Consider the following 26,590-nt stretch of genomic DNA (forward strand, 5'->3'; position numbering starts at 1 on the left):
AAGCAGCCGGGTCGGACATTCACCCTCCGGCGTCACCCTCCGGCGTCACCCAGGCCGTCGAGCACCCCGGCGGTGAAGGTGTCGAAGGTGATGCGGTCGGGCGACGACGGTCGCGCGCCCAGCCGCACCGCCACCAGGTTCTCGCCGGGCACCACCGCGATGTACTGGTTGCCGTAGCCGAGCGCCCAGAAGGCGTCCTCCGGCACGCTGGGTGCCAGCCGTCCCTCGTACGGCGGGAGGTCGTCGGCGAAGCCCGCCTGGCGGCGGATCTCGACCACGCGGCCTGCAGCATTGGTCCACCACAGCAGCCCGTAGGCGGCGTTGAGCTCCGACGACGGCGACGTCAGCTGCTCGACGAGGTCGGCCGACAGCAGCTGCCGCCCGTCCCAGCGGCCCCGGTTGAGCATCAGGTGCCCGACCCGCGCGAGGTCGAGGCAGGTCGACTCCGCCCCCGAGTACGTCAGCGCGTTGCCCGCGGCGTCACGGGCCCACGTCGTGTCGCGCATGCCCAGGGGGTCGAGCAGGCGGTCGGTCGCGAGCTCGACGACGTCGTCGCTGTCGGCCAGGTCGTCGAGCACCGACTCCAGCGTCTGCGCGGCGGCGTTGTCGTAGACCCACGCCTGTCCCGGCGGGCGCTGCTGATCGATTCCCACGGCGAAGTTGGTCTGGTCGGCCGTCGCACGGATCATCTGACGGTCGGACGCCTCGCTCCAGCGGCGGCCCGACGTCATCGAGAGCAGGTCGCGCACCGTGACGGCCTCGGCGTCCGTGCCCCGCCACTCGTCGACCGGCTCGGACGCGGTGTCGTCGAGATCGAGCGTGCCGTCGTCGGCCTGCATGCCGACCAGCAGCGCGGTGAGCGACTTGGTGATCGAGTAGATGCGCTGACCGGAGCCCGGGGCACCGCCGTTCCAGTAGGCGTCGTGCACCAGGACTCCGTCCTTGACCACCGCCACGCAGGTCGACCCCTCCGCCGACAGCTCGGCATCGAGGTTCGACCAGTCGCCCGCGTCGGCCCGCTGCCACGTCTCGCCCGGGAAGACCGCCGCCGGGGTCGGGGGCGCGGACGGGGTGGACGGCGCGGACGTGGATGCCGCAGGACGGGACGGGGGTGCCTGCGGACCGGCCTCCTGCGCTCCCGAGCAGCCTGCGACGGCGAGCACCGCCGACGCCACGACGACCCGCCTCATCGTGGCAGCCGGATGCGGATCGGCCCCTTGGCGGTGGACGGATCGACGACCGAGCCGCCCTGGGTGATCTCGACCTCGCCGCGGTCGACGAGCCGTCTGGCGGCCCGGCGCACGGGCTCCATCAAGGGCCGCCAGTCGTCCGCCGACACGTCGCGGGCGACGTCGGACGGACAGATCGTCGAGGTGCGCGCCCGGCCCGCCAGCATCGCCAGGATGCGGCGCTCGAGGTCGACGTCCTGGTCGCTGGCGCCCCGCCGGCGGCACGCAGCGCTGCACCACCGGACGTCGTCCCAGTCGCGAGCCCACTTCTTGCGCCACTCGATCGTGCGACCGCACCCGGCACAGGTCTTGGCGGCGGGGACGGAGGTCACCCGCCCATCGTGCAGGACGGACGGGAGTGACGCTCACCACCCGACCTCGACGAGTGCTGCTTGGGAGCGTGCGCGACAATGGAGGGATGCCCACCGCGACGGATCTGCGCCTGTTGCTGCGCCATCCGGTCGAGTTCGTCGCCGGCGGCACCCCGGCCGAGTCGCGCTTCGTGTTCCACACCCCCGACGGCGACCGGACGGCCACCGCCAACGAGGCCATCGGCGCGCTCAGCCAGGGCATCCGGGTCATGTCGGCCGACAAGTCGGTGCGCGCCTGGGCCACCCCGGCGATCCTCGCGCTGCGCATCATGGCGCGCGGTGCCCTCGGCTCCCCCGACGCCACCGAGCTCAACCAGCTGCAGAACGCGGGTGCCGCGATCGGCCCCAACGCCGGAGCCGGCCAGGCGTCGATCGCCGCCTTCCTGCGCGCGCTCGAGGTCGACGCGCCGCCGGCGGCCTCGACCCCGCAGCGCCAGGCCTACGTGTCCCCCAAGGCCGCGCCGCAGCGCACCCGCGAGGTCACGTTCTCGTGGTCGCTCATCATCAGCTTCCTGGAGCAGCCGACGCCCGACCAGGCGGCCGTCGTGCGGCTGCGGGTGCACCCCCGCGCCGGGTCGTGGGGCGCGTTCGACGCCGGCGACCTGTTCAACGGCTCGTCGCACCCCATGGCTGAGGACGCCAAGGAGCCCACCGCCGCGATGCTGCGCCGCCTCGAGGTGTGGTGGCCGTCGGCCGAACGGCTGCGCGACGAGCACTCCCGTGGCGCAGTGACGGTCGGGCCCGCCGAGCTCGCGCGCCTCGGCGACCGCAGCCTGGCACCGACGCTGATGGCCAACCGCGTCGAGGTCCGCTGGCCGCCCGAGCTGGTCCGCGAGCTGTCGACGACGGCCGTGGTGGGCCGACGCGAGACCCCGGGCTCCGACCGTCCGTCGGCGTTCACGCACGGGCAGCTGTTCACGTTCGACTGGCAGGTCGCACTCGGCGACGACGTGCTCTCGGCGGCCGAGCTCGACCAGCTGGCCCAGTCGCAGACCGGTCTGCTGAGGCTCCGCGACACGTGGGTCTTCGTCGACAAGACGAGCCTCAACCGGGTGCTCGAGAACCGCACGCACGAGATCACGGCGATCGAGGCGCTGCGTGCCGCCGTGACCGGTCAGCTCGACATCGACGGCCACACCACCGAGGTCGACACGGTCGGCTGGCTCGAGGACGTCCGCCGTCGTCTCGCCGTCCAGGACCGCGACATCGCGCCCGCCACGCAGCCGAGCGAGCTCGACGGCCACCTGCGCGACTACCAGCTGCAGGGCCTGCGCTGGATGACGCAGCTCGTCGACCTCGGGCTCGGCGGCATCCTCGCCGACGACATGGGTCTCGGCAAGACCGTCATGCTGATCGCCCTGCACCTGCAGCGTGCTGCCGACACGACGGCACCCACGCTGGTCGTGTGCCCCGCGTCGGTGCTGGGCAACTGGGAGCGCGAGATCAAGCGGTTCGCCCCCGGCGTGCCCGTGCGTCGCTATCACGGCCCCGGACGCAGCCTCGACGACGTCAAGGAGGGCTTCCTGGTCACGACGTACGGCACGATGCGCGCCGACGTCATCGAGCTGTCCGAGCACGAGCCCGGCTGGGGCCTGGTCGTCGCCGACGAGGCACAGAACATCAAGAACCCGCACGCCCGCACGGCCAAGGCCCTGCGCGACGTCCCCGCCGTCGCCCGGCTGGCCCTGACCGGCACACCGGTCGAGAACAACCTGTCCGAGCTGTGGGCGATCCTCGACTGGACGACGCCGGGCCTGCTCGGCACGTACGAGCAGTTCCGGCGCACGTGGTCGCGCGACATCGAGGCGCGCCGCGACCCCGAGAAGGCCAACGGCCTGTCGCAGCTGATCCGGCCCTTCGTGCTGCGCCGGCGCAAGTCCGACCCGGGCATCGCCCCCGAGCTGCCGCCCAAGATCGAGACCGATCACCGCATCAACCTCACCCGCGAGCAGGTGGGGCTCTACGAGGCGGTCGTCCGCAGCACGATGGCGCAGATCGAGCAGGCGCAGGGCATCCAGCGTCGCGGGCTCGTGGTCAAGCTGCTGACCCAGCTCAAGCAGATCTGCAACCACCCCGCCCAGTTCCTGCGCGAGCCCGACTCGAAGCTCACCGGCCGGTCGGGCAAGCTCGGGGTCTTCGACGAGCTGGTCGCGGAGATCGTGGCCGAGGAGGGCGCGACGCTCGTCTTCACGCAGTACGCGCAGATGGGACGGCTGCTGACCCGTCACCTCGACGACAAGAAGATCCCCAACCAGTTCCTGCACGGCGGCACGACGGTGCGCGGCCGCGAGAAGATGGTGCACGAGTTCCAGGGCGGCCAGGTGCCGGTGTTCGTGCTGTCGCTCAAGGCCGCGGGCGTCGGCCTCAACCTCACCCGCGCCGACCACGTCATCCACTACGACCGGTGGTGGAACCCCGCGGTCGAGGACCAGGCCACCGACCGTGCGCACCGCATCGGGCAGACCAAGAACGTGCACGTGCACCGACTCATCAGCGAGGGCACGATCGAGGAGTCGATCGCCGAGCTCATCCGGTCGAAGAGGTCACTCGCCGACGCCGTGGTCAACGGCGGCGAGGGAGCGCTCACCGAGCTGTCCGACGCGGCCCTGGCCGACCTGGTCCGCCTCAAGCACTGAGGCTCCTGGGGCCGACCAGGCAGCGATCAGCCCAGGCAGCGCTTCAGCTCGGCCACCCGGTAGAAGTACGGGCTCTGCGCCGAGGGCGTGCAGGACGCGTTGAACTGCACCGGCTGCTCGTTGTACCGCATCGTCACGAGCGCCTCTCCCGTCGCGTTGCGATAGGCGGCCCACTCGATGTTGCCGGCGAGTCGGCCCGCGACGAAGCCGCGCCACGGGTTGCTGCCGTACGACCAGTAGCCGGGCGACTGCTGCTGACTGCCCGGTGCCTTGATCAACGCCGCGAACGGCATCGTGACCTCGCCGTGGGCGAGGCGGAAGACAGCGGCCGTGCTGCCTCCGGCGATGCGCTTGTCGAGCGCCGAGAAGAAGTCCTTCAGGACGGGGCGGGCCTGCTTGTACGAGCTGGTCTGCCCCGTCACACCGGGACCGAACCGGTAGAAGTTGCTGACGTCGGTGGCCTCGGCCAGGTACCGCGCGGCGGAGACCGGCACGTACTCGGCGAACGTCACCGAGGTGTCGCCGGCCATGCCCGGGGCGGTCGAGTAGAGCAGGTAGATGTCCAGCGCCTTGCCGACCGGGTCCTTGAGCCGCTTGACGTACGACTTCTTGTAGACCCTCAGCAGCACGTCCTTGGCCGCGGCGCGCACGGCGATGCGGGTCCTGACCTGCGCGATCTGGGCACGCCCGGCCTTGGTCGAACCCTCCTCGATGAGGAGATCCTGGTTGACCGTCCGCGGCGAGGTCGCGAGGCTCGGGACGACCTCCTGCAGCCCGAGGCGGAAGTAGTTCGCACTCTGCTTGGTGCGGTACACCGGGCTGGTCTGCATCGCGACCTTCTCGCCCCGGGCCGATGCCGCGGCGAGGAATCCGCCGTACGTCGTCGCCGTTCGGCGTCCGATGCCGCGCCACTCCGCCTTGCCGACGGTGCTGAGATTGCCGTAGCCGACCTTCTTCTCCGCGCGCTGGAACGCCCGGACCTGGTCGTCGAGCCTCTTGCCACGAGAGGTCAGTGCGCCCTTGCGGGACGCAGCCTTCCAGACCGCGAGGACCCGCTTCTCCGTGCCGGCGCTCACCATGGACCGCGCACCGTGGCGGCCGACGTTCTCCACGAAGAAGAGCTCGTACCCGGCCGGCGGGGCGACGATCGACGTGCTCGCCGGATCGCCGTACGGCGTCTGGTTGGCGTAGTACCTGTCATTGCTCACGTCGTCGGCACGGGCACCCGACACCGAGAGCGACAGTGCCGCCACGAAGACGGTGAGGAGGGTGGCTGAACGCTGGGATCGCATGGGGCCACTGTATGTGTGAGGGACGTCAGCCGAGGCACCGCTTGAGCTCGGCGGGTCGATAGAAGTACCGGACGGTCGGGGTGCACCGCGACGACAGCTCGACCGGTTGCTCGTCGTACCGCACCGTCACGAGCGCCTGACCGGAGTCGTCCTGGTAGGCGGCCCACTCGACGGAGCCGCCGAGGCGTCCGGCGACCGAGCCGCGCCACGGATTGGTGGCGTACGAGAAGGTGCTGCTCGCCTGCACCTCGCTGCCGGGCAGCTTCATGAGCGCCGCGAACGGCATGGTCGTCTCGCCGTGCGCGAGACGAAACACCGCCGCGGTCGAGCCACCCGCCAGTCGCTCGTCGAGCGAGGTGAAGAAGTCGTCGAGCAGCGGCCGTGCCGCCCGGTACGAGCTGACCTCTCCCGCGACACCCGGACCGAACTGGTAGAAGTTCTCGCCATCGACGGCCTCCGCGAGGACCTTCGCATCGGCCAGCGGGACGTAGCGCCGAAAGGTGACGCGGGTGTCCGCGGCCATCCCGGGTGCCGTCGAGTAGAGCAGGTAGAGGTCGAGGGCCGCCGCGACGGGATCGTCGATCTCGCGCACGAAGGCGGCGGAGTAGAGCCGCTCGAGCACGCGGGTCGCGGCGGCGACCACCGACGGCCGGGTCAGCACCTCCTGAGTCGCCCGGTTGCCCGCGCTCGATGCGCCGTTGCCGATCAGCAGGCGGGGTCCGTCCGTGACGTAGTCGGGCACCGTCAGCCCGGGCACGACCGATTCGAGGCCCTCGCGCATCGCGTCGGCGCTCTCGACGGTGCGTTGGACGGGCGACGTCGTGAAGACGACCTGGTCACCGGCAGCCGTGGCCTCGGTGAGAAAGGAGCCGTAGACCTCGGCCGTGCGGCGTCCGATGCCCTGCCACTCGGCCGTGCCGATCGCGCTGAGATTGCCGTAGCCGATGCGTCGCTCGGGCACCTGGAAGGCCTCGATGTCGGTGGCCAGCCTGCGTCCGGTCGGGGTCAGCGCTCCGGCCTTGCGGGCCCGCTGCCAGATCGCGAGGCTGCGGCGCTCGCGGGCCGAGCTGGTCAGCGTCCGGGAGCCGTGGCGCCCGACCGTCTCGACGAACCGCAGCCGGTATCCCTCGGGCGGTTGCCGGATCGTCGAGCTCGCGGCATTGCCATACGGAGTCTGGTTGGCGTAGTCGGCATCGGCTGCCGGCTGGGTCTGCGCCGTCGACACGATGGTCGCCAGCACCGCCACGAGATGCGTGACGAAGGTCGTGAACATGGTGCTTCCAGCGTAGGACCGTCGTGGCCCCGATCCGCACGGGAACGGCAGTCACCGCGGAGTGTTCATGCAGGGTTCACGAGCCGTGCCGGTGACCCCGTCGCCGCCTACGATGACTCGGTGCTCCGACCCGCTCCCGCCCGCGCCCGTGCCACCCACGTCATCGCGCTGATCGCGGCGTGCGTCATGGTCGCGGTGGCCTTCGCGCCGGTCGAGGCGTCGGCCAAGACCGATCCGCGGCTCACCCGCGCGTTCTTCACCGACCCGAAGTCGACGGCCGCCGTCGCCGCACGTGCTGACGGTCGGTTCACCTCGCTGGCCCGCACGCCCCAGGCGTTCTGGGCCACCGACCACCTGTCGCCGTCGCGGGTCAAGAAGGTCGTCCGCGCCTACGCGAAGCGTGCCGCCGCGAAGAAGCGGACGCCGGTCGTCTCGGTCTACGCGATCCCCGCGCGTGACTGCGGCAACCACTCGGCCGGCTCGTTCGACGCCACCACCTACAAGCGGTGGGTCGCCCAGCTGGCCGCGGGCCTCAAGGGCACCAAGGCCATCGCCGTGCTCGAGCCCGACGCCCTCGCGATGCTGGGCGAGTGCCCCGCGCAGGGCGACCGCACGGGACTGCTCCGCTACGCCACGGCCAAGCTCAAGCGCGCCGGCGTGTGGGTCTACGTCGACGCCGGGCACTCCGCCTGGACGGCACCTGACGTCATGGCCGCGCGTCTGAAGGCCGCCGGCATCTCCTCGGCCCGTGGGTTCTCGACCAACGTGGCCAACTTCCGTCCCACGGCCGACGAGATCGCGTACGGCGACCAGGTCGTCGCAGCGCTCGCCGCCCTGGGCATCAGGGGCAAGAAGTTCGTCGTCGAGACCGCCCGCAACGGCGCGGTCACGGCGGCCGGCGACTTCTGCAACCCGGTCTCGGCGCGGGTCGGGGCACGTCCCCGCATGGTGCGGCGGGGCAACCTCGACGCCTTCATGTGGGTCAAGCACCCCGGTGAGTCAGACGGACCCTGCAACGGTGGACCGGCCGCCGGCTCCTGGTGGCCTGGCGGTGCGTTGACACTGCTCGGCCGGTAGCCGCGGCCGTGCGCACCCCGCCCGCCGCCTTCTGGACCGCGGCGACCGTCCTCGCGCTCACCGTCGCGCAGCTCGCGGTCGGCACGTTCGGCGGGCTGGAGCAGTACGACGGCAAGGGCTTCGGCTACCGGCTCGCGGTCTACCCGCTGCTGATGCTGCTGATCCCGGCCGTGTGGTGGTGGCGCACCCGGGACGTGGACGCGATGCCATGGGGCGCGTTCGCCCTGGTCATGGCTCCGTTCCTGATCGACGTCACAGGCAACACGTTCGACCTGTACGACTCGATCGACGCCTGGGACAACATCAACCACTTCGTCAACTGGCTGCTCCTGCTCTGGGGTCTGGGCCTGCTGCTCGCCCGCGCCGACGTGCGGCCGCGCTGGCTGCTGGTCGTCGGCATCACGGGTCTCGGCGCGATCCTGGCCGTCGGGTGGGAGCTCGGCGAGTGGTACACGTTCATCCGGCGCGGCACCGAGCTGGACGGTGCCTACGAGGACACCCTGAGCGACGAGCTGCTCGGCACACTCGGTGCCTTCGTCGCCGCTCTCATCGTCGAGCGGACGACTAGATCGTCCCGTCGGACCGACCCTGCACGACCTTGAACTTCGTCACGACATCGCCGGACGGGAACCGCATCGTGACGGTGATCGTCTCGCCGACTTCGACATCGCTGGCGAGGACGTAGTCGGCGTCGCCGCTCGGTTCGGTGTCCAGGTAAGGAGGCAGGTTGAGGTTCGTCCGTTTCCCTGCTTGGGCACCGACCCCCGACGGTCCACCCGTCGCGGTCTGGTGGCGGTACTCGACAGGCCGCCCTGCTCGACCGACGGCCGTGGGTCGCAGTTCGGTCGAGTCGTCGATGGTCGACGAGATCCATCCGGTCACGTAGGCCTTCTCCTGTCCTGGGACGACGACGATGCGGGCGTCGTTGACCGCGATCTCGGTGTTGGGCCCGTTGTTGGCCACCGCGCCGTGAGCCGCATCTCGCGCGACGACCGGCGCGAACAAGGTCGCGGTCGGGCCGCTCTCCACGACGTCCGATGCCGCGAAATAGAGGGTGATCGGCAGGGTCGACCCGATCTGGACGCGATCGGTGAAACGAAGCCGGTACGGGTCCCCCACCCCGCCGGTCCTCATCGCCTCGCCCGGTCCGATGGTGACTCTTGCCCGAGTGCCGTGCACGAGCATGAACGGAGGATCGTCGGCGTCCTCCGTCCCGCCGACCGCCCGGTCGATGCGAAGCGCATCGTCCGTGTGATTGACCAAGGTCACCGAGAGCGTCGCTCCCCCGTCGTCGTTCGCTACCAGCACGGGGTCCTTGACCTCGACACCCTTCGCGACCGCGGCGGGAACAGCGATCGTCGGCCAGCCAGCTGCCGAGACCTCTTCGGTCAGCGAGCTCGCGCCCACCCCCGCTGCCACCCCAGTGACGATGCTGGCACCCAGCAGCACTGCCGCCGTCCTCCTACGCATCACGCTCAGCACCCGTCGCGCATGAGGCTCGGCTCGGCACCCTTGGTGACCTCGACGAAGGTCACGGGGTCCGGTCCGGCGATGGCGTCGACCGAGGAGTCGAACAAGAAACCGATCCACCCGCCGTCCTGACGGTCGAAGACCTTGACGCCCGACTGGCCGTATCCGGCCTCGAGAAGCGTGTCGTCTGGGTAGGCCGCCTTGACCTCGTCGTACGAGCTGCCGACGCCGATGCCGTCGGCGGTCGTGACACCGCGGCCGTGCACACCGATCGAGGAGATCTCGCCGTTGCCGAGCGTGTAGACGTCGTACGTGTTGACGTACTCGTCCTTCCACGCGAGCGGGATGACGGGGCAGCCCTCCACGGGTGCAGGCTTGTCGGCGACGAAGTAGCCGGTGGACAGGGCCTGGGCCTTGGTCATGCCTGCTCGGACGGGTCCGACCCGGCCGGGCGCGAGCTCGAGCTCGTCCGGTGCGGCCATGCCGCTCTCGCCACCCTCGCTGGAGGGCGTCGTGCGGCTGGGGGCGGGCGAGGCCGCGACGGGCTCCTCGCGCGTGGCCGCGTGCACGAGCACTCCTGCCCCGATGCCGCCGACGACGCTCGCGGCCAGGACCAGGGCGGCGATCTTCTTGTTCATCATGGCCATTCTCGCGTTCTGTCGGTGTCTGTCACCCACCTAGATGCGCGCGGGGCTCACAAAGTTGTCGCCGAAGCCGACAATTTCTCGCGGACGTACGCGCGGGCGGTGTGGATGCGGGCCTTCACCGTGCCGATCGGCGCGTCGGTCAGCTGCGCGATGTCGTCGTAGGCGAGCGACCCCAGGTCACGCAGCACGAACGCCTCGACCGTCGCCGGGTGGTCGCGCTGCAGCTGCTCGAGAGCGTCGAGCAGGTCGAGCCGCGTGCCGGCGATGACGCTCGTGGTGCGGGGATCGGGACGGTCGCCGACCGCTTCGGTCGTCGTGTCGCCGAATTTCCGCTTCATCGACCGGTACGTCTGCAGGGCCTGGCGCGACGCGATGACCGTGACCCATCCGGCGAACGACCCACGGCCCGTGAAGTCGCCCAACCGGGTCGCGATGGTCAGCAGCGCCTCCTGCGCCGCCTCCTCCGCGTCGTCGCGATACGGCAGGAACCTGGCGCACCGACGCAGCACGACGGGGCGCACCGCCGCGAGCAGGTCGTCCATCGCGTGCGCCTCGCCGGACCGTGCACGCTCCACGAGGCCGTCCCACTCGTCCACGCCCATGCCCCTCCTCACGTCGAGCCGTTCAACCCCCATACTGTCTCGTCATGAGGCAGATCGGACGCTACCGGCTCGACGAGGTGCACGGGTCCGGGGCCTTCGCGACGGTCTGGCGCGGCTTCGACACCGAGCTCGAGATCCCGGTCGCGGTCAAGGTGCTCGCCGAGAACTGGTCGCACCATGCCGACGTCCGTGAGCGGTTCCTGGCCGAGGCCCGGCTGCTGCGGCGCATCGCGAGCGACCGCGTCGTTCGGGTCTACGACGTGGGCACGCACGACGACCAGCCCTACTTCGTCATGGACTTCGTGGCGGGCGGGACGCTCGACGACGTGGCCGACGGATCGCTCGATCCCGCCGACGCTCTGGCCCTCGCAGAGCAGTCGGCGCGCGCCGTCGCCGAGCTGCACGCCGCCGGCGTGGTCCACCGCGACGTCAAGCCGAGCAACCTGCTCGTCGACCGCGTCGCCGGAGGCCCGGGTCGCGTGCTCGTGGCCGATCTCGGCAGCGCCAAACGGCTCGCGGAGGCCTCCGGCATCACGGTCACCACCGGCACCCCGTCGTACATGGCCCCCGAGCAGGCGCTCGGGCGGACGATCGACGAGCGCTGCGACGTGTACTCGCTCGGCGTCGTGACCTACGTGCTGCTGACCGGCCAACTGCCCTTCGACGTCTCCGACCCCGTCAGCCTCGTCACCCGTACCGCGGCGCACCGACCCGACCGCATCGCGGCACCGCGCCACCTGCCGGCACCAGTCGACCAGACGTCGGTGGACGATCTGCTGGTGCGGTCGATGGCCCTCGACCCGGAGGCACGCCCGCGCACCGCCGAGGCCTTCGCGGACGCCCTGGCGCATGTGTCCGCGGGTGGGCGGACCGGCAGCGCGTCCCGGGGCTGGAGCGCGCGGGTCGTCGTGGCGATCGCGGCCGCGCTGTTCACCGCGTCTGCCGTCGCGTCGTTCGTGCTGGTGCGCTGACCGCTACGGGCGTCCCGCGTGCGGGACGTCGACCCGCATCGTCAGCAGCACGGCCTCCTCGGCGTTCGCCCGGTTGTGCTCGAAGAAGTCGGGAGCCGCGCAGATCAGCAGCGTGCGACCGTCGCTGCCGCCGAGCTGGCACGCGAAGGCACCCAGCCCCTCAGGCATCGGCACCGACTCGGCGATCTCGCCGCCCGGGGCGACGCGGGCCACGCGGGCGCCGATCGCGTCTGCGAACCAGATGTGTCCCTCGGCGTCCAGCGTGCATCCGTCGGGCGCGGGCAGACCGGCACCCAATGCCTCCATCACGTCCGTCGTCTCCGGCACCTCGCCCATCGAGCCCCACACGCGCCGGTCCACCAGCGAGCCGTCGTCGGCGATCGTGAACGCCACGAACCCGGCACCCGTCGTCTCGGCCACGACGAGGGTCGTCCCGTCGGGGGTGATGACCGAGCCGTTGGGGAAGTTGAGGCCCTCGGCCACGACGGTCACGGTCCCGTCGGGGTCGACGCGCGCGAGGCTCGCCGTGGCCATGCCGTCCCCGCCCATGAGGTCGAAGCCGAAGTTGCCGACGTACACACGGCCTCGGTCGTCGACGACCATGTCGTTGAGGTGCCCGCCGGCCACGGCCGACAGATCGGCGTAGTGCTCGACGACGCCGTCCGGCCCCCGACGCAGCAGGTGGCGGTCCTTCATCGAGACCACGACGAGCGATCCGTCCGGCAGCCAGCCCATGCCGGACGGCTGCTCCTCGACGTCGAACTGGTGGGTCTCGACGCCTTCGGGGGTCACGGTGTAGACGGCCCGGCGGTAGAAGTCGGACACCCACCACTGACCGTCGTGCCACCGGGGACCTTCGTAGAACCTGCCGCCGGTGACCAGGGTGGTGAGCTCGCGTGCCATGGGTGACTCCCGTCTCGCCGGACGGACGCCCGCACGGCCTGTGAGGTGATGCGAGTCACACTAGCGTCGCGGGTACGCCGCGCTCAGCGTCGCCCTCGGTCGGCGAGGACGGCTGCGACGTTGAGGCTGGCCCACGTGAGCGTCGCGCCCAGCACCTTGGCCTTGGCGGTCTTCGTCCGCGCCTCGGGCGTCAGCATCGCCGCGTCGGAGAGGTCGAGCACGACTCGCGCGATCATCGCGTGCTCACGCGCCTGCGGCGACGGTGCCAGCAGCGCCAGCGCGCTGAGTGCCAGGTCGCGCGGCCCGAACATGCGCGCCACCAGGTCGTACTCCGGCTGCTTGAGCGGGCTCCTGGTCAGCGCGTTGCCGAGGTGGCGCGGCTTGGCGAGGGCGTACACCGCGTAGCCGGCGGTCGCTGCGGACATGAGGTGGCTGTAGCTGGGCGTCATGGCTCGACGCTATGGCCGCGCGCGCCACCGCGCACGTCCGGTGGGTGCGTCGATGCCGAGCGCAGGACCGGCGATGAGGATTTGCGGCTGCCAGCACTACCCGAAGCCCTCATCGCCGGTCGCGGATCCGCTCGGTCAAGCCCACGGCCTCGCAAGGTGACCTCACGCCACGAGCGGGTACGCCACGAACAGCACCGCGGCACCGGCGGCACCCAGCGCGTACGTCGTCGACTTGAGCACCGCTCCGAACCGCATGCGCAGCTTGGTGACGCTCTGCAGCGCGAGGAACGCGCATGCCAGCGGCATCAGCAGCCAGCACACGCCCCAGGCGGAGAAGACGTCATCGGGCCACGTCAGGTCGGCGGCGGCCGCGAGCCCTGCCACGACCGCGACGTACGCCGGGAACAGCATCGGGACGGACCCGCGCAGCGCGGCCCCGCCGGCACGCCGGACGCCCCGGCGCATGTCGGCGTCGACGAGTCGCGCGGGGCGCGGCTCCCCCACGGCCGGCCCGCTGAGCGCGCCCAGGAACGACACCCGCCGCAGCAGCAGGATCACCACGGCCAGCACGACGGCCAGCATCCACCACGCCGCGGCATCGGCGTCCTGCATCGCCGGTGGCCGGTACTCGAACGGCACGAACGAGGTGGTCAGCCACACGAGCGCCGGCACGAGCGCGACGACGAACGCGCTGAGACTCAGCCCGACGGCGAAGGTCTGCAGCTTGCTGACCCGCGTGACGACGTCCGTGCGGGCGGCGGGAGCGGCTGGGCCGTGACCCGTCGAGTCGACCGACAACGGACGCGGGAAGGACGGCTCCCGCGCCACCTCGGCGCCGCGAGCCGCCGAGGTGATCGGGACGTCGGGCACGGTGCCGAGCGCGGCCAGCGCCGCGAGCATCTCGTGCACGGTCTGGAATCGGTCGGCTGGCTCGACGGCCATGGCCCTGGCGACGACCGCCGCGAGCGCAGCCGGAACCTCGGGCGTGATGGCCCGTGGATCGGGACGCGGGTGGTTGCGGTGGGCCAGCAGCTGGGCGGCCATCGTCCCCTCGAACGGCGGGCGCCCGGTCAGGCACTCGTACAGCAGGCAGCCGACCGAGTAGATGTCGCTGCGCTCGTCGGCACGACCGTCGAACTGCTCGGGTGCCATGTAGTGCGGCGTCCCGGCGACCGTCGCGGTGGCGTCGGAGGCCGCGCGGGCGATGCCGAAGTCGACGATCTTGACCGCACCGCCACCCGTCACCAGCACGTTGGCGGGCTTGATGTCGAGGTGCAGGATGCCGGCCTCGTGGCAGGCGGCGAGGCCCTCCAGCACGCCACGCACGACGATGACCGACCGCAGGCTGGGCCCCTTCAGCGCGAGCAGGTCCTTGAGCGACGTGCCCTCGACCAGCTCCATGACGAGGTGCGGGGTGATCTCCCCGTCACCGTCGGCCATGTGGACGAGGTCGTGCACCGTGACGACGTGCGGGTGCGACACCCGCGCGAGGGTCGCCACCTCACGGGTGATGCGACGCATCGCGCGCGGGTCGTCGGCCAGGAAGTGCGAGAACCGCTTGATCGCGACCTCGCGGTGCAGCTGGCTGTCACGGGCGCGGAAGACGACGCCGTGGTTGCCGGCACCGATACGGCCCAGCAGCTCGAAGCGCTGGTCGACGGGTACCGTGCCCGCGGCCGACGGCGAGGAGGAGCCGACGGGACGGGTCGCGAGAGGGTCTGGCGTCACGCGCATCCTCCTGCTCCGGCTCGTCGATCGGGACACCTCGACGGTACGGCGTCCGGGTCCATTGTCCCTAGTGACTGGTGAGTCCCTGCAGATGCACGGTGCCGGCCGTGTCGAACGCCGCGACGACCGTGACGCCGGCCAGCTTGATGACCGCGCCGCCGTTCAGCGTCGTCCAGTCGTCGCCGTCGATGCGGTGACCGTCGACGACCGTGCCGTTGGTGCTGCCGAGGTCCTTGATCTGCCACTGCATGCCGCTGCGCCGGATCGCCGCGTGGCGGTGCGACACCTCGGGCTCCTCGAACGTCACGGGGCTCTCGGCGAGACGGCCGAGCACGGCACCGTCGGGACCGATCGCGACCGAGTGGCCGTTGCGCTCCAGGCGCAGCAGGCCTGCGACGTTCATGGTGGGCGAGCTGTCGGCGAGGTCGGGCACCAGCGCCGGAAATCCCATCGTCGCGTCGGGGTCGATCGTCGGACGACGCGGTGCGTCCGAGACGACGTCCCACCCGACCGGGCCGCCTGTCGTGCTGGTCGCTGCGACGGGCTCCGGGACCCGGCGAGCGGCCTCGGCGCGGCCGCTGCCCCGTGCGGGCGGCACCCAGCCCGACCGCAGGCCGGGATCGACCTCGACGACGACACGGACGTGCGACGGAACCGCCCATCCGGCGCGCTCAGCGTGATCGGCGTAGAGGCGCGCACCGTCCTCGCCGAGGCGTTCGAGGTCACCGTCGGGATCGAGCCGATCGAGGTCCTCGGGGGCGACCCGCACAACGAGCTCGCTGAACGCGAGGCGCTCCCCGCTGGGCATGATGACGTGCTGCCCCGTGAGGGCTCGGACGAAGCGGCGACGCAGTACCGCCGCCGAGCCGGTGGGGTACGACACGAGCTTCGCGGCGACCTCGGTGGCGGCGGCCTTCTTCGACCCCGTACCGAACACGCTCTGGGCGACGCGCAGCGCGATCCACACGACCGCCACGAAGACGACGAGGATCAGCAGGTTCATCGTGAGAGTCGAGAGTGTGCCCATGGCATCATCGTCAGGGTCCGACCCGCTGATGGCCCAGCCGGCACGGAACATGTTCCAGCCCGGCCGGCACCCCACTGGCCCTCACCCGACGGAGAAACCTCGTGCTGCACATCGCCTGGACCATCGACGGTCACGCGACCGGCGAGGCGACGATCGCCCAGGGGGCGACGTTCATCCTGGCCCGTCGCATGAACCTGCCGCCGCAGCAGGCCGTCGTCGCCGAGACGATCGACGGATCGAGCTACGTGTTCGTCCGGCTGCCCCACGTCAGCGATCCTGCGCTCGTCGTCACCGCGACGGCGTCCCACCCCGTGGTCCACCGGGGCCAGCGCGACAACGGCGCGATCGTCGAGGTCACGACCCCGACCGGCGGCTCCACGACACCTGCTCCGGGCCAGAAGCTCTCGCTGACCGACAGCGGCAGCCGGATCGAGCTGCGCTTCCCCGATCTGGCGTTCGCCGCGACCGTCACCTTCACGCTGCCCGACCTGCCCGATGGCTCCGGCACGGTCCAGCTGGGAGTCGACTCCCTGCAGCACGACGACACGTGGCTCATCGGCGCGATCGCGGTGGCGCTGTCGCCCGACGGCGGAGTGGTCGCCCACGGTGACCTCAAGCGGGCCTTCGCGCTGTGGCGCGGCACGGACGAGCACAGCGACGGCGCGTTCGACCGCAACGTGCTGCGCCCGGCACTCGCGGCCCGTGGTCTCGAAGCCGGACCGCGGATGAACAAGATCGTGCTGCTGGTCGAGCGCTGCCGCCGTACCGCCGAGTTCCCGTCACGCGTGCTCGACGACGTCCGCGACCGCCTCACGGCGCTCGACGGCGACGCCTGACAGACTCGACGCATGGACTGGGACGAGCTGGGCGACACGCTGGCCGACATCGCGAGCCTTCCGAACCGGGCGGCCCGTCTGACGGAGTACGACCAGTTGCTGGCGACGTTCGCGCCTGGCGACGAGGGACGCGCCGAGGTGCTGATGTGCCGGGCCGACGAGCTCGTCGACGACGATCTGCTCGATGAGGCCGAGGCCGCCTACGGGGCCGCCGTCGAGGACGGCGGTCGCACCGTGCTCGACCCGCACGTCGGGCTGCTCGTCGTCGCCCTCCAGCGCGAGGACGAGGCTCGGGTCGACGAGCTGCTCACCCGGCTGATCGCGCTGAGCCGCGCCGACGAGCTCGTGCTCGGCGACTACGAGTGGATCGCCGAGTCGCTCGAGGACGCCGGTCGCCTGCGCGCGGCCCTGCGCTGGTTCACGATCCCGCTGCGCGACATCCAACCCGGCGACCTCGACCTGATGCCGCCCTTGTGCCTCGACGGACGCTTTCGCGTCCGCCGGGCGCTCGGCCTGCCGGTCGACGCCTACGACGAGGCCCACGACGTGTGGCACGAGGTCAACGCGGCGCAGCCCCAAAGCTGACTCAGCCCCACGTCGTCTCGCCGTGCCGGTCGACGAACCGTCCCGAGGCGTGACCGGGACCCTCGGTGGCCAGCTGCACGATCGCGTCGGTTCCCTCCGTGACGGTCTGCGGGCCGCTGTGCCCGTGGTGGAACCGCGGGTGGGCGGCCCTGCTCGGCGATCCGTCGGGCGTCCCCCACACCCGGCGCAACTTCGCCCGCGACACCTTTGCGGCCGACTCTGGCGACGGCGTCGCACAGCTCGCCCACTGGCCGGTCGTGTCGTCCGATGCGGACGAGATCGGTGCGGCCGTCGTGTCCGACCTGCGCCGGGCGACGGGACGCTTCCCGGACGACCGCCACCTCGCTGCACTGGTGCGTGACCTGCGGACGACCAGCGCACGGTTCGACGAGCTGTGGGGCTCCGGCGCGGTGGGGGCCCATCGCGAGGCCCACAAGACCATCCACCATCCCGCCGTCGGACCGGTCACGGTCGACTGCGACGTGCTGAGCGACGGCGACGCAGAGCTCAAGATCGTCGTGCTCACCACCGTGCCGGGCAGCGAGGACGACTCGAAGTTCCGGCTCGCCCTGCTCGCGGGCGTCCACGACACCCGCGAGCACGCTCGAGGCTGATCGGACGACGTGCCGGACGTCGCGTCAGTCGACGGTGATGACGATCTTGCCGCGCGTGTGACCCTCCTGGCTGAGATCCCAAGCCTTCTGCGCATCCGCGAGCGCGAACGTCGCGGCGATCTCGACAGTCAGCTTGCCGTCGTCGGCCAGCGCCGCGAGGGCGTCGAGGTCGTCGGCGTCAGGAGTGACGAACACGTAGTGACCGCCCATGTCCTTGACCACAGGGTCGATGACCGATGCGATGCGCCCGGGCGACGAATCGGCGAGCAGGCCCGGGCTGATCGCCAGGTCGCTGCCGTTGAGGTCGAGCACCGCGTCGACACCGTCGGGGAACTCGGCGCGCACCCGCTCGACCAGCCCGTCGCCGTACGTGAACGGGACGACGTCGAGCGCTCGCAGGTAGTCGTGGTTGACCTCGGAGGCCGTACCCAGCACCCGCAATCCCAACGCTCGCGCGATCTGCACCGCGAACAGGCCCACTCCCCCGGACGCCGCGTGGATCAGCACGGTCTCGCCGGCCTTCACATCGAGGTGGTGGACGAGCGACTGGTAGGCCGTCAGACCCGCCAACGGGACGGCCGCCGCCTCGGCGAAGCTCAGCGACTGAGGCTTCTTGGTGACCGTGCGGATCGGGGCGGACACCTTCTGCGCGTACGTGCCACCGTGCACGGCGTCCTTGCGCACGTAGCCGAACACTTCGTCGCCGGGTGCCAGTGTCGTGACGGCCGGACCCACCGCCTCCACGACGCCGGCAACGTCCCAGCCCGGTGTCACCGGGAAGAACGTGTCGAGGGCACCGTCGAGGCCGCCGGACCCGATCTTCCAGTCGACCGGGTTGACCGAGGACGCCTTGACGGCGACCTTGACCCAGTCGGGACCGATCTTGGGCTCGTCGACCTCGGTCAGCTCGAGCGGGTTGCCGTAGGCGCTGTAGGTGATCGCCTTCATCAGGAGCGTCGGTGGTCGTCGGCGTCCTGCCCGGTCACGAGCTCGTCGACGGTCTCCTCGATGTCGGGACCGCTGGTGTAGACCACCTGCTCGTCGGCGACGACGTGCTCATCGGCCAGCAGCGGCGAGAGCGGCTTGTCGTCGGCCTTGGCCTTGACGTCCTTGGCGGCGTCCTTGGCGTCGTCGACGACTTCGGCCGCCTTGTCCTTCACGTCGTCGACCAGACCCTTGGCCTTGTCAGCGAGATCGTCGTCGGCAGCAACGTCCTCGGCCTTGGCCTTGACGTCCTTCGCGGCATCCTTGGCGTCGTCGGCGACATCGGCCGCCTTGTCCTTCACGTCGTCGACCAGACCCTTGGCCTTGTCAGCGAGGTCGTCGTCCTTCACGGCGTCTTCGACGTCCGACGCGAGGTGCTTGGCCTTGCTGGCAGCGTCGTTCACGATGCCCTCGGCGCGCGACACGATGTCGTCGACCCGGGGGTCGTCCTTGACCTTGGCGGCGGTCTCGCGGACGAAGTCCTCGGCCTGGGTCGTCGCCTGCTGGACGCGCGGATCGTCCTTGACCTGCTGCGCGGTGTGCTTGATCTGCTCGTAGCGCTCACGACCGGCCTTGGCGCCGAGCGTGTAGCCGATGCCGAAGGCCGCAGCGAGGGTCAGCTTCTTGATGGGGTGGCTGAAGAGGCTCATGGATCGAACCTACCCAGCAACCCGCTGGCCGACCAGTCGAGTTGTGACGTACGACGAACGGGTGCGCCCGGAGCCCCGGACGCACCCGCTCGCTGTCGTTCGTGTGTCAGCGCGTGACGGTGACGCTGCGCGCCTTGGTCGCCGTGCCGCCGGGGCCCGTCGCCGTCACGACGACCTTGAGCGCACCCTTGACGCGGGTCTTGACCCGGATCTCGGCCGTGCCACCGCGGGCACCGAGGGTCTTGGTCGCGAGCGTCCGGCCGCCCTTGACCACCGTGATCCTGACGGACGTCGCACCGCCCGCGCTCGTCGAGACGCGCAGGCCCTTCTTGGTCAGCGTCTTCGCCGAGATCTTCTTGTCGGTCACGACCGCCACGACGGGAGCGCCTGCCGGAGCGGGCTGCTGCGGCGTGGGCTGTGCCGTCGGCGGCGTGGTCGTCGGCAGCTTGCTCGGCGTGCGACCCAGCATCGTCGAGAACAGATCGGTCTGGTCGATCGTGCCGGTGACGTTGGCGGCCTGCGGCCCTGAGGCTGCGACGCGGATCTGGCTGCCGGTGTGGCTCTGCGACGAGCCGGGGGCCGCCGTGGAGTAGGCGACCGTCATGGGGTCACCGTCGAACGTCTTGACGGTGGCCGTGGCCTTGCCGCCCGTCGCACCCGTGGCGTCCGTCGTCGTCCCGCCGTTGCCGACGATCTGCGTGGAGTGCGCGTGGTCACCCGTCACGATGATCAGCGTGTCCGGGTGCTTCGCCTGGTAGGCCTGAGCGACCTTCAGCGCGTTGTCGAGCTCGAGGACGTCGCCGATGGCCCCGCAGATGTCGGATGCGTGCTCCTGCTTGTCGACCATCGCACTCTCGACCTGCAGGAAGAATCCCTTGTCGTTGTCGAGCAGCTTGATGGCCTTGTCGGTCATGTCGGCCAGCGACGGCTGCGTGCCGCGGTCTGCCGTCTTGCAGGTCGTCGTCGGTCCGCCCGCACCGGCCGGCGTCGCGGTCAGCGGCTCGTAACGCGGCGTCATGTTGGCCGAGGCGAACAGGCCGAGGATCGGGCCCTTGTCGAGCGACGTCACGCCGTCGAGGGCCGTCTTGGTGTCGACGGCCTGGTAGCTGTACGTGCTCTTCGCGTAGTCGAGCACGGACGGGCCGGCGTCGGTGGCCTGCGCATAGCGGGCCGCGCCGCCGCCGAGGAGGACGTCGATCTTGTTGTCGACGAGCTGCTCAGCGATGGATCCCTTGCCGGCGGGCACGGCGGACTTCTTGGCGTAGCCGCACTTGGCCATGTTGGCGGGTCCCTGGCACTCGCGCAGGTTGATGTGCGAACCGGCGGCGGCCGGCGTCGCGTCCGTGATCTCGGCGGTCGAGACGTTGCCGGTGCGCTTGCCTGCGGCCTTGTACTTCTCGAGGACGGTGTCGTAGTCGGTGCCGGGCGCGGTGTCGGACGCGCTCGGGCCCTGCGAGATGCGGCTGTCGACGGTCTTCTTGCCGGTCGACCAGCCGCTGGCCGTCGGGGCCGAGTCGGAGACGTAGTTGATCGGGTAGTCGTTGGGGTCAGTGCCCGTCTTGAGGCCGAACGTCGTCATCGCGCCGGTGAACGGCAGCTCGTCGAGGGCGAAGCGGCCCTTCGCGCCGAGCTCGTAGTTGCGGGCGGCGGTGATGATCGAGTCGTCGGTGCCGTCGCCGATCAAGAGGATGACGTTGCGGGGCTTCTCCGGGCTGATGGCCTTGGCCAGCGTGGCCGAGCGGTCATCGGTGAAGCCGGGCGAGACCGCCTGCACCGCGCTGCCGATGGCGAGCCCGCCCAGTGCCAGGGCACCCGCGGCCACCAGTGTTTTCCTACGCATCAGATGTCGTCCTTGTCTCGTCGTCAGAAGATGACGCCAGACTGTCGACGCCGTCCGACCTGACGGCCAACACGAGAGCACCGGACGGTGAACGGTCGATTCAGACTCCGAGCAGCCCGCGGATGTCGGCGGACGTCAGCGCGCCCGACAGCGCCGCCCCGTCGTCGATGACGGCGTCGAACAGGGCCGACTTGCGGGCCTTCAGCTCCATGACCTTCTGCTCGATCGTGTCGACGGAGACGAGACGGTAGACCATGACGGGCCTGGTCTGGCCGATGCGGTGGGCACGGTCGACGGCCTGGGCCTCAGCCGCGGGGTTCCACCAGGGGTCGAGCACGTAGACGTAGTCAGCCTCGACCAGGTTGAGCCCCACGCCGCCGGCCTTGAGGCTGATGAGGAACACCGAGGTGTCGCCGGAGGTGAAGGAGTCGACGGCGGCGGTGCGGTGGCGCGTGCGCCCGTCGAGGTAGGAGTACGCGATGCCGTCGTCGTCGAGCCGCGACCTCACCCGCGCGAGATAGCTCGTGAACTGGCTGAACACCAGCACCCGGTGCCCCTCGGCCGTGACCTCGTGCAGGTGCTCGAGCAGCACGTCGATCTTGGCCGACCCGACCCCGTCGTGCTCGTCGTCGACCAGGCCGGGGTCGAGGCTCAGCAGTCTCAGCTTGGTGAGGGACGCCAGCACCTCGAACCGGTGGTCGGACGAGTCGTCGGCCAGCAGCCCCATGACCTTCTGGCGCTCGCGCTGCAGGTGGGTCTGGTAGATGCGGGCGTGCTTGGGGCTGAGGGCGACCTCGAGCACCTGCTCGGTCTTGGGCGGCAGATCGGCGGCGACCTCCTCCTTGGTGCGGCGTCTCATCAGCGGACGGACGCGGCGCTGCAGCAGGGCGAGCTTGTCCTTGCCGTGCCCGGTCTCGATCGGCTTCTGGTAGCCGGCAGCGAACCGCTGGGGGTCGGGATAGAGGCCGGGCGCGACGATCGACAGCATCGACCACAGGTCCATGAGCGAGTTCTCGAGCGGCGTGCCGGTGATTGCCAGCTTGAACGGGGCGTCGAGGCGGCGCGCGCACTGATACGTCTTGCCGTGGTGGTTCTTGACGAACTGCGCCTCGTCGAGCAGCAACCCCGCCCACGTCCGCTCGCGGTAGGCGTCGTTCTCGATGCGGAACAGCGCGTACGACGTGACGACCAGATCAGCTCCCGCGACCTCGTCGGCGAGCTCGGTGCGGCGCCTGGCCTTGGTGCCGTGGATCGTCGCGACCTTCAGGCCAGGGGCGAACCGTTGCGCCTCGCGGGCCCAGTTGCCGACCACGCTGGTGGGTGCCACGACGAGGAACGGCCCACTGCCGCGTTCGACCTGTCGCACGATCATCGCCAGCGCCTGCACGGTCTTGCCGAGTCCCATGTCGTCGGCCAGGATGCCGCCGAGCGAGTGGTCGGCCAGGAAGCTGAGCCAGGCGTAGCCGTCGAGCTGGTAGGGACGCAGCTCGGCGTCGAGGCCGGGCGGCAGCTCGGGCACCGGGATCTCGTCGAGCGACCGGATGGCGTCGACCTGCTTGGTCCACGACCGGGCCTGCTTGTCGATCGTGCCGAGCGCGACGAGCTCGTCCCACAGCCCAGCCTGGAACCGGCTGACCCGCAGCTGCTCGTCGTCGCCGCGCCGGTCGGTGAGCTCACGGGCCTCCTGGATCAGCTCGCGCAGCTGCACCAGCTCGGGCCGGTCGATCGACAGGTAGGTGCCGCTCAGCAGGACGAGGTGGGACTCCCCCGCCGCCAGCGCCGCGAACAACGGCCCGAAGTGCACCCGTTCGCCGTCGATCGTCACCGTGACGGCGAGGTCGTACCAGTCGCTGCGGGGATCCTTGCCGTCCTCGAGCGAGATGTGGACGACGGGTGCCGTGCCCGCGAGGCGGTAGTCGGGGCGATCGCCGACCGTGGACACGTCGACACCGGCCGCGGTGAGGGCAGGCACGACGTCCTCGCTGAGGACGACCGCCGGGTAGCCGTCGAGCTTGGCCTGCGGGACGACCTTCGCGCGTCCCCCTGCGTCGGTCGTGACGGGCAGGCCCGGCGGGGGGACGAAGGCCTCGACGAGATCGTGCTCGGCAGCACGGTCTCGGAACGGTTCGTGGCCGCCGGCCCAGCCGACCCGTCTGGGCTCGCCGTCGACCTCGTACGTGAATCCCCACTCGATCGACGCGGCCAGGCCGTCGTGCGTGACCGTGGCCGACAGCTGCGGCGGGACGACCTCGGGCACGTCGATGCTGGGGTCGACCCGCACCGTGCCGAGCGCCCGCTGCATGCGCGGGTAGAAGTCGCGGAGGAATTCGTGGGCATCGTGCTCGGGGATCTGCACACCCTGACGGTTCTGGACGAGCATGCGCAGGGACTGGTCGAGCGGGCCGTCGAAGGGTGCCAGCCACAACCGCCGGGGACTGTCGTGGTCCCATGCGGCGATGCCGTGGGCGGGCTGGCCGATCAGCATGACGCGGTCGTCTGCCTGGGCTTCGGCGATGTCGCCGTCGGACAGACTGGCCGACACCTGCAGCCCGCCGGCCTCGCCGGGCGTGATGTCGACGCCCACCGTGAGGGGCTCTGCGAGGATCGTGATCTCGGCGTTGTTGGGGCCGATCAGCGTGACGCCTGCGTCGAGCAATGTGCCGAAGACCCGCCACGCGTCGCGGGTGAGGCCGCCGAGGTCGATCGAGCCGTCTGAGCGGCGGACGTGCGAGTAGTGGCTGCGCACCGCGACCTGCAGCTCGGCGAGGGCGTCGACCTGCGGGTTGCCGCCGCTGAAGCCGCGCGTGGACGCCTCGACGTCGGGCCACGTGGCACCGGTCTTGATCCACCGACCCGTGGCACCCCGCTTGAGCGGCCGAGCCGACAACAGCGCCTCGCCGCGGTAGTAGGACGGGGCGAGGTCGATGCTCAGGGCCCACTCGGTGCGCCGCGCCGGTGAGGACCCGCCAGCCAGTGGCGCGAGCGTCGATCGCCACTGCGGCTGGGACGGTCGTGCCTGCTTGCGCTGCCACGACGCGTGCGACGCGACGGCCGTGGTGGACGGCGCGACCTCCGGCACCGGCTCGGGCTCGGGCTCTGACGGGTCGATGGCCCCGCGGACCGCGATGATCAGCGCCACGGCGTGCTTGCAGCCGAACCCGACGGGGCACGTGCAGGTGGCCGAGACGTGGGTGCTGCCCGCCTTCGTGACCCGCACCTCGACCGTCGTGGAGTACACCTGCGGGTCGGTGCCCCGCACGTCGGCACTGGCCGCGGACCCGTCGTCGTCGAGGCTGCGGACGCTCACCCGTCCGGCATGCGCATAGACCTTGCCCCGCGAGATCGAGCCCGAGTCGAACAGACGCCGCAGGTCAGCATCGGTGAGGGAGCTGATGGACGGTGTCACGTCTGTGAGGCTAGTCGGCGGCACCGACACCGGTCGGCGGGCGTCCACCGAGGGGCGTGCCGTGCGTGGACCACCCTTCGACGGGGTAAGCACGCCTGGGCCGTCCGGCCCACCCATCACCAGGAGCTCACATGCCGATCTGGCTCGAGGCAGGCGCGTGGGGCCTGCTCGCGGGTGCCGCGCTGGTGATCGGCGCGCTCGTCGCGTGGTTCGTGCAGGTGCCGCGGAGTGTCGTCGCGTCGGTCATGGCCTTCGGCTCGGGCGTGCTGATCTCGGCGCTGTCGTTCGACCTGATCGACGAGGCCGAGCGGACCGGCGGTCTGCTGCCGACCGTCGCAGGGGCCCTGGGTGGTGCGGTGGTCTACGTCGCGGCCAACGTCGTCCTGGCCCGACACGGTGCCCGCCACCGCAAGCGGTCGCAGGACCAGCAGCCCTCCGAGGACGAGCACGGCGGAAGCGGGACGGCGATCGCGATCGGTGCCCTGTTGGACGGCATCCCGGAGTCCGTCGTCCTCGGGGTGTCGCTGCTCGGTGGGGGCGGCGTGGGCGTGTCCGTCCTCGCGGCGATCTTCATCTCGAACCTGCCGGAGGGGCTCTCCAGCGCGGCCGGCATGAAGCGCGGCGGACGCAGCGCCCGCTACGTCTTCGGCGTGTGGATCGGCATCGCCCTGGCGTCAGGCGTGGCGGCCCTCGTGGGGTCGCTGCTGCTGCAGGACGCTGCACCCGAGGCGATCGCCGCCATCACCGCCGTCGCCGCTGGAGCGATCCTGGCGATGGTGGCCGACACCATGATCCCCGAGGCGTTCGAGAAGACCCACCTGTACGCGGGTCTGCTCGCGACGATCGGGTTCCTCGCAGCGTTCGTCGTCGGCCGGGCCTGAGGCTCCGGCCCGACCGACGACGTCGACTCAGACGACAGGCGGCGTGCCGTACCCGCCGAGCTGCGCTCCCTTGGGGTTGGGGCCGTACTTGTTGTCGGGCGTGCTGTCCATCGCGTAGAACACGATCAGGACGATGGCTCCGATGAGCGGGATGATGCCGATCAGCTGCAGCCAACCACTCTTGTCGGTGTCGTGCAGGCGGCGCGCACCGACGGAGAGGCTGGGGACGATCGTCGCGATGATGACGACCCACTGCAGGATCATCACGCCGAGGATCGCGTCGATGATCGCAGCGATGACCGAGACGATGACGACCGCGAGGGTGTAGAACCAGTACTCCGAACGCCGCGCACGACCGTTGAAGTTGGCGTACTGCGACAGGACGCTGGTGACAGCTTCTTGCATGTTCATGCTTACTCCGGGAGCTCGTAGGGCAGGTGCGAGACAACCTATCGTTGTCGGGCGGCCAGCACGGTGCGCCGAGCCCACCGTGCGTCCACCGGTTGATGCGGCGCTCCTGCCAGACTCGAGCCCATGGAGCTTGAGGACTTTGCCGACGAGATCGAGGTCATCTGCATGACCGGCACGCCGTCGGAGCGGGTCGAGGTGCTGCGACGGAGGTTGGACGACTTCACGCCCGGCGAGATCGGGCGGGCGGAGTTCCTCACCGCGCTGGCCGGTGAGCTGAACCTGGTGGAGGACCACGACGGAGCCCGGCAGGCCAGCCTCGCTGCGATCGAGGACGGCGGCCCGACCGAGCTCGATCCGCGGTGCGGGCTGTTGATGAACGATCTCGACGCCGGCGAGCACGAGCGTGCCGACGAGGTGCTGAAGGATCTGCTGGGCCGTGCCCGCACCGGTGCCCTCGGCTCGGTCGAGTGCGAATGGATCGCAGGCTCTCTCGAGAAGGCCGGACGTCTGCGACAGGCCCTGCGCTGGTTCACCCTGCCCCTCCTCGACGTCCATCCCGCTGACGTCGAGGACGTCGACCTGCCCGCGCTGCACGGTCGCTACCGGGTGCGACGTGAGCTCGGTCTGCCGCTCGACATGTACGACCACGCCCGCGACGAGTGGCTGGCTCTGGAGAAGGAGCTCGAGGAGAACCCCGATCTCTGAGGC

25 protein-coding genes are annotated in these 26,590 nt (G+C 70.8%); 9 read left to right on the forward strand and 16 right to left on the reverse strand.

Annotated features, from left to right (window positions below; translation table 11 throughout):
* Nucleotides 1-32: 32 nt before the first annotated feature.
* Together JOF40_RS16005 and JOF40_RS16010 are read right to left on the reverse strand one after the other, a co-directional pair.
* Nucleotides 33-1,190, reverse strand: coding sequence for a serine hydrolase domain-containing protein (locus JOF40_RS16005; RefSeq protein WP_129183730.1), 1,158 nt, complete (start codon nucleotides 1,188-1,190; stop codon nucleotides 33-35).
* Nucleotides 1,187-1,561, reverse strand: coding sequence for a DUF2256 and DUF3253 domain-containing protein (locus JOF40_RS16010; RefSeq protein ID WP_129183728.1), 375 nt, complete (start codon nucleotides 1,559-1,561; stop codon nucleotides 1,187-1,189). The genes JOF40_RS16005 and JOF40_RS16010 overlap by 4 nt, the downstream gene beginning before the upstream one ends.
* A gap of 86 nt (nucleotides 1,562-1,647) precedes the next feature.
* Here JOF40_RS16010 and JOF40_RS16015 point away from each other — a divergent pair, with 86 nt between their 5' ends.
* Entirely contained in the window at nucleotides 1,648-4,236 is a 2,589-nt protein-coding gene (locus tag JOF40_RS16015) for a DEAD/DEAH box helicase (protein ID WP_129183726.1), read from the forward strand.
* A 26-nt stretch (nucleotides 4,237-4,262) separates the two neighbouring features.
* Here JOF40_RS16015 and JOF40_RS16020 read toward each other — a convergent pair whose 3' ends face one another.
* Both JOF40_RS16020 and JOF40_RS16025 read right to left on the reverse strand, forming a co-directional pair.
* Nucleotides 4,263-5,528, reverse strand: coding sequence for a histidine-type phosphatase (locus tag JOF40_RS16020; protein WP_129183724.1), 1,266 nt, complete (start codon nucleotides 5,526-5,528; stop codon nucleotides 4,263-4,265).
* A 25-nt stretch (nucleotides 5,529-5,553) separates the two neighbouring features.
* Complete coding sequence (locus JOF40_RS16025; protein ID WP_129183722.1) at nucleotides 5,554-6,801, reverse strand: histidine-type phosphatase; 1,248 nt, start codon at nucleotides 6,799-6,801, stop codon at nucleotides 5,554-5,556.
* A gap of 120 nt (nucleotides 6,802-6,921) precedes the next feature.
* Here JOF40_RS16025 and JOF40_RS16030 point away from each other — a divergent pair, with 120 nt between their 5' ends.
* Both JOF40_RS16030 and JOF40_RS16035 read left to right on the forward strand, forming a co-directional pair.
* On the forward strand, nucleotides 6,922-7,878 hold the full coding sequence (locus JOF40_RS16030) for a glycoside hydrolase family 6 protein (RefSeq protein WP_188111809.1): 957 nt from the start codon (nucleotides 6,922-6,924) through the stop codon (nucleotides 7,876-7,878).
* Nucleotides 7,879-7,886: 8 nt separating this feature from the next.
* Nucleotides 7,887-8,480 carry a DUF2238 domain-containing protein gene (locus tag JOF40_RS16035; protein ID WP_129183718.1) on the forward strand — a complete coding sequence of 198 codons (594 nt, stop codon included), beginning with the start codon at nucleotides 7,887-7,889 and terminating at the stop codon, nucleotides 8,478-8,480.
* Here the strand turns inward: JOF40_RS16035 and JOF40_RS16040 are convergent.
* The 3 genes from JOF40_RS16040 to JOF40_RS16050 are packed head-to-tail and all read right to left on the reverse strand — an operon-like array spanning nucleotide 8,443 to nucleotide 10,597.
* Nucleotides 8,443-9,348, reverse strand: a complete 906-nt coding sequence (locus JOF40_RS16040; protein WP_209674649.1) for a hypothetical protein — start codon at nucleotides 9,346-9,348, stop codon at nucleotides 8,443-8,445. The two genes, JOF40_RS16035 and JOF40_RS16040, sit on opposite strands and share 38 nt — an antisense overlap.
* A 5-nt stretch (nucleotides 9,349-9,353) precedes the next feature.
* The gene (locus tag JOF40_RS16045; protein WP_129185991.1) at nucleotides 9,354-9,986 is read right to left on the reverse strand and encodes a hypothetical protein; all 633 of its coding nucleotides are present in this window, start codon (nucleotides 9,984-9,986) and stop codon (nucleotides 9,354-9,356) included.
* A gap of 56 nt (nucleotides 9,987-10,042) precedes the next feature.
* Nucleotides 10,043-10,597 (reverse strand): RNA polymerase sigma factor, encoded by a 555-nt coding sequence (locus tag JOF40_RS16050; RefSeq protein ID WP_129183712.1) that lies wholly within the window; start codon nucleotides 10,595-10,597, stop codon nucleotides 10,043-10,045.
* Between the two features lie 44 nt (nucleotides 10,598-10,641).
* Here JOF40_RS16050 and JOF40_RS16055 point away from each other — a divergent pair, with 44 nt between their 5' ends.
* Entirely contained in the window at nucleotides 10,642-11,568 is a 927-nt protein-coding gene (locus JOF40_RS16055) for a serine/threonine-protein kinase (protein ID WP_129183711.1), read from the forward strand.
* 3 nt (nucleotides 11,569-11,571) lie between these two features.
* Here the strand turns inward: JOF40_RS16055 and JOF40_RS16060 are convergent, their stop codons facing one another.
* The 4 genes from JOF40_RS16060 to JOF40_RS16075 all read right to left on the reverse strand — a co-directional run bounded on the left by JOF40_RS16060 (nucleotide 11,572) and on the right by JOF40_RS16075 (nucleotide 15,675).
* Nucleotides 11,572-12,471 carry an SMP-30/gluconolactonase/LRE family protein gene (locus JOF40_RS16060; protein ID WP_129183709.1) on the reverse strand — a complete coding sequence of 300 codons (900 nt, stop codon included), beginning with the start codon at nucleotides 12,469-12,471 and terminating at the stop codon, nucleotides 11,572-11,574.
* A gap of 83 nt (nucleotides 12,472-12,554) precedes the next feature.
* On the reverse strand, nucleotides 12,555-12,920 hold the full coding sequence (locus tag JOF40_RS16065; RefSeq protein WP_129183707.1) for a hypothetical protein: 366 nt from the start codon (nucleotides 12,918-12,920) through the stop codon (nucleotides 12,555-12,557).
* Nucleotides 12,921-13,082: 162 nt separating this feature from the next.
* The gene (locus JOF40_RS16070) at nucleotides 13,083-14,648 is read right to left on the reverse strand and encodes a serine/threonine-protein kinase (protein WP_188111808.1); all 1,566 of its coding nucleotides are present in this window, start codon (nucleotides 14,646-14,648) and stop codon (nucleotides 13,083-13,085) included.
* A gap of 67 nt (nucleotides 14,649-14,715) precedes the next feature.
* The gene (locus JOF40_RS16075) at nucleotides 14,716-15,675 is read right to left on the reverse strand and encodes an FhaA domain-containing protein (protein ID WP_188111807.1); all 960 of its coding nucleotides are present in this window, start codon (nucleotides 15,673-15,675) and stop codon (nucleotides 14,716-14,718) included.
* Between the two features lie 101 nt (nucleotides 15,676-15,776).
* Here JOF40_RS16075 and JOF40_RS16080 point away from each other — a divergent pair, with 101 nt between their 5' ends.
* The 3 genes from JOF40_RS16080 (at nucleotide 15,777) to JOF40_RS16090 (ending at nucleotide 17,710) form a co-directional block, all read left to right on the forward strand.
* Entirely contained in the window at nucleotides 15,777-16,511 is a 735-nt protein-coding gene (locus JOF40_RS16080) for a hypothetical protein (protein ID WP_129183700.1), read from the forward strand.
* Nucleotides 16,512-16,523: 12 nt separating this feature from the next.
* Nucleotides 16,524-17,096 carry a hypothetical protein gene (locus tag JOF40_RS16085; protein ID WP_129183698.1) on the forward strand — a complete coding sequence of 191 codons (573 nt, stop codon included), beginning with the start codon at nucleotides 16,524-16,526 and terminating at the stop codon, nucleotides 17,094-17,096.
* A gap of 98 nt (nucleotides 17,097-17,194) precedes the next feature.
* The gene (locus tag JOF40_RS16090) at nucleotides 17,195-17,710 is read left to right on the forward strand and encodes an MmyB family transcriptional regulator (protein WP_209674651.1); all 516 of its coding nucleotides are present in this window, start codon (nucleotides 17,195-17,197) and stop codon (nucleotides 17,708-17,710) included.
* 24 nt (nucleotides 17,711-17,734) lie between these two features.
* On the opposite strand, the gene JOF40_RS16095 is transcribed toward JOF40_RS16090, so the two are convergent.
* The 4 genes from JOF40_RS16095 to JOF40_RS16110 all read right to left on the reverse strand — a co-directional run bounded on the left by JOF40_RS16095 (nucleotide 17,735) and on the right by JOF40_RS16110 (nucleotide 24,590).
* The gene (locus JOF40_RS16095; RefSeq protein WP_129183694.1) at nucleotides 17,735-18,658 is read right to left on the reverse strand and encodes an NADP-dependent oxidoreductase; all 924 of its coding nucleotides are present in this window, start codon (nucleotides 18,656-18,658) and stop codon (nucleotides 17,735-17,737) included.
* Nucleotides 18,658-19,344: a hypothetical protein gene (locus tag JOF40_RS16100; protein ID WP_188111805.1), complete on the reverse strand. Its 687-nt coding sequence runs from the start codon at nucleotides 19,342-19,344 to the stop codon at nucleotides 18,658-18,660. The genes JOF40_RS16095 and JOF40_RS16100 overlap by 1 nt, the downstream gene beginning before the upstream one ends.
* 106 nt (nucleotides 19,345-19,450) lie before the next feature.
* A complete protein-coding gene (locus JOF40_RS16105; protein WP_129183692.1) occupies nucleotides 19,451-21,184 on the reverse strand; it encodes an alkaline phosphatase in 1,734 nt (577 codons plus the stop codon).
* Between the two features lie 100 nt (nucleotides 21,185-21,284).
* On the reverse strand, nucleotides 21,285-24,590 hold the full coding sequence (locus JOF40_RS16110; protein ID WP_188111804.1) for a DEAD/DEAH box helicase: 3,306 nt from the start codon (nucleotides 24,588-24,590) through the stop codon (nucleotides 21,285-21,287).
* Nucleotides 24,591-24,721: 131 nt separating this feature from the next.
* On the opposite strand from JOF40_RS16110, the gene JOF40_RS16115 reads away from it, so the two are divergent.
* Nucleotides 24,722-25,471 carry a ZIP family metal transporter gene (locus JOF40_RS16115; protein ID WP_129183688.1) on the forward strand — a complete coding sequence of 250 codons (750 nt, stop codon included), beginning with the start codon at nucleotides 24,722-24,724 and terminating at the stop codon, nucleotides 25,469-25,471.
* Nucleotides 25,472-25,498: 27 nt separating this feature from the next.
* On the opposite strand, the gene JOF40_RS16120 is transcribed toward JOF40_RS16115, so the two are convergent.
* Nucleotides 25,499-25,876, reverse strand: a complete 378-nt coding sequence (locus tag JOF40_RS16120; RefSeq protein WP_209674653.1) for a DUF805 domain-containing protein — start codon at nucleotides 25,874-25,876, stop codon at nucleotides 25,499-25,501.
* A 129-nt stretch (nucleotides 25,877-26,005) separates the two neighbouring features.
* Here JOF40_RS16120 and JOF40_RS16125 point away from each other — a divergent pair, with 129 nt between their 5' ends.
* Nucleotides 26,006-26,587, forward strand: coding sequence for a hypothetical protein (locus JOF40_RS16125; RefSeq protein ID WP_129183684.1), 582 nt, complete (start codon nucleotides 26,006-26,008; stop codon nucleotides 26,585-26,587).
* Nucleotides 26,588-26,590 lie beyond the last annotated feature (3 nt).

This window comes from Aeromicrobium fastidiosum (genome assembly GCF_017876595.1).
Taxonomy (GTDB): domain Bacteria; phylum Actinomycetota; class Actinomycetes; order Propionibacteriales; family Nocardioidaceae; genus Aeromicrobium; species Aeromicrobium fastidiosum.

Excerpts from the sequence above, each read along its gene's own strand:
- JOF40_RS16065 (WP_129183707.1), bottom strand. The coding sequence starts at position 12,920 with ATGACGCCCAGCTACAGCCACCTCATGTCCGCAGCGACCGCCGGCTAC.
- JOF40_RS16055 (WP_129183711.1), top strand. The coding sequence starts at position 10,642 with ATGAGGCAGATCGGACGCTACCGGCTCGACGAGGTGCACGGGTCCGGG.
- JOF40_RS16060 (WP_129183709.1), bottom strand. The coding sequence starts at position 12,471 with ATGGCACGCGAGCTCACCACCCTGGTCACCGGCGGCAGGTTCTACGAA.
- JOF40_RS16005 (WP_129183730.1), bottom strand. The coding sequence starts at position 1,190 with ATGAGGCGGGTCGTCGTGGCGTCGGCGGTGCTCGCCGTCGCAGGCTGC.
- JOF40_RS16020 (WP_129183724.1), bottom strand. The coding sequence starts at position 5,528 with ATGCGATCCCAGCGTTCAGCCACCCTCCTCACCGTCTTCGTGGCGGCA.
- JOF40_RS16045 (WP_129185991.1), bottom strand. The coding sequence starts at position 9,986 with ATGAACAAGAAGATCGCCGCCCTGGTCCTGGCCGCGAGCGTCGTCGGC.
- JOF40_RS16100 (WP_188111805.1), bottom strand. The coding sequence starts at position 19,344 with ATGAGCCTCTTCAGCCACCCCATCAAGAAGCTGACCCTCGCTGCGGCC.
- JOF40_RS16105 (WP_129183692.1), bottom strand. The coding sequence starts at position 21,184 with ATGCGTAGGAAAACACTGGTGGCCGCGGGTGCCCTGGCACTGGGCGGG.
- JOF40_RS16015 (WP_129183726.1), top strand. The coding sequence starts at position 1,648 with ATGCCCACCGCGACGGATCTGCGCCTGTTGCTGCGCCATCCGGTCGAG.
- JOF40_RS16040 (WP_209674649.1), bottom strand. The coding sequence starts at position 9,348 with ATGCGTAGGAGGACGGCGGCAGTGCTGCTGGGTGCCAGCATCGTCACT.
- JOF40_RS16085 (WP_129183698.1), top strand. The coding sequence starts at position 16,524 with ATGGACTGGGACGAGCTGGGCGACACGCTGGCCGACATCGCGAGCCTT.
- JOF40_RS16115 (WP_129183688.1), top strand. The coding sequence starts at position 24,722 with ATGCCGATCTGGCTCGAGGCAGGCGCGTGGGGCCTGCTCGCGGGTGCC.
- JOF40_RS16095 (WP_129183694.1), bottom strand. The coding sequence starts at position 18,658 with ATGAAGGCGATCACCTACAGCGCCTACGGCAACCCGCTCGAGCTGACC.
- JOF40_RS16075 (WP_188111807.1), bottom strand. The coding sequence starts at position 15,675 with ATGGGCACACTCTCGACTCTCACGATGAACCTGCTGATCCTCGTCGTC.
- JOF40_RS16025 (WP_129183722.1), bottom strand. The coding sequence starts at position 6,801 with ATGTTCACGACCTTCGTCACGCATCTCGTGGCGGTGCTGGCGACCATC.
- JOF40_RS16120 (WP_209674653.1), bottom strand. The coding sequence starts at position 25,876 with ATGCAAGAAGCTGTCACCAGCGTCCTGTCGCAGTACGCCAACTTCAAC.
- JOF40_RS16050 (WP_129183712.1), bottom strand. The coding sequence starts at position 10,597 with ATGGGCGTGGACGAGTGGGACGGCCTCGTGGAGCGTGCACGGTCCGGC.
- JOF40_RS16125 (WP_129183684.1), top strand. The coding sequence starts at position 26,006 with ATGGAGCTTGAGGACTTTGCCGACGAGATCGAGGTCATCTGCATGACC.